Annotated in this window: 1 protein-coding gene; it reads left to right on the plus strand. The window is 60.1% G+C overall.

Annotation, left to right across the window (positions count from 1 at the left end; translation table 11 throughout):
- Positions 1 to 106: 106 nt before the first annotated feature.
- A partial coding sequence (gene tnpB / locus BZJ21_RS16915; RefSeq protein ID WP_168169638.1) for an IS66 family insertion sequence element accessory protein TnpB occupies positions 107 to 223 on the plus strand: 117 nt, incomplete at its 3' end.

Raw genomic sequence — 223 nt, forward strand, 5'->3', positions numbered from 1 at the left:
CTTCATCGCCGATGACGTTGGTGGTCGAAACCCCCGGCGGCTACCGGGTCTCCGTCCATGACGCCTCGGCCATCGCGCTGTTACCGCAAGTGATGAAGTGCCTGCCATGATCCCGACACCAAGTGGCAATGTGTACCTGGCCACCGGGAGCACCGACATGCGCAAATCCATCAATACACTAGGCTTATTGGTCGAAGACGTACTGGCGCTCGATCCGGTCGGG

It is taken from the genome of Salinivibrio costicola subsp. alcaliphilus (assembly GCF_001996185.1).
Classification (GTDB): domain Bacteria; phylum Pseudomonadota; class Gammaproteobacteria; order Enterobacterales; family Vibrionaceae; genus Salinivibrio; species Salinivibrio costicola.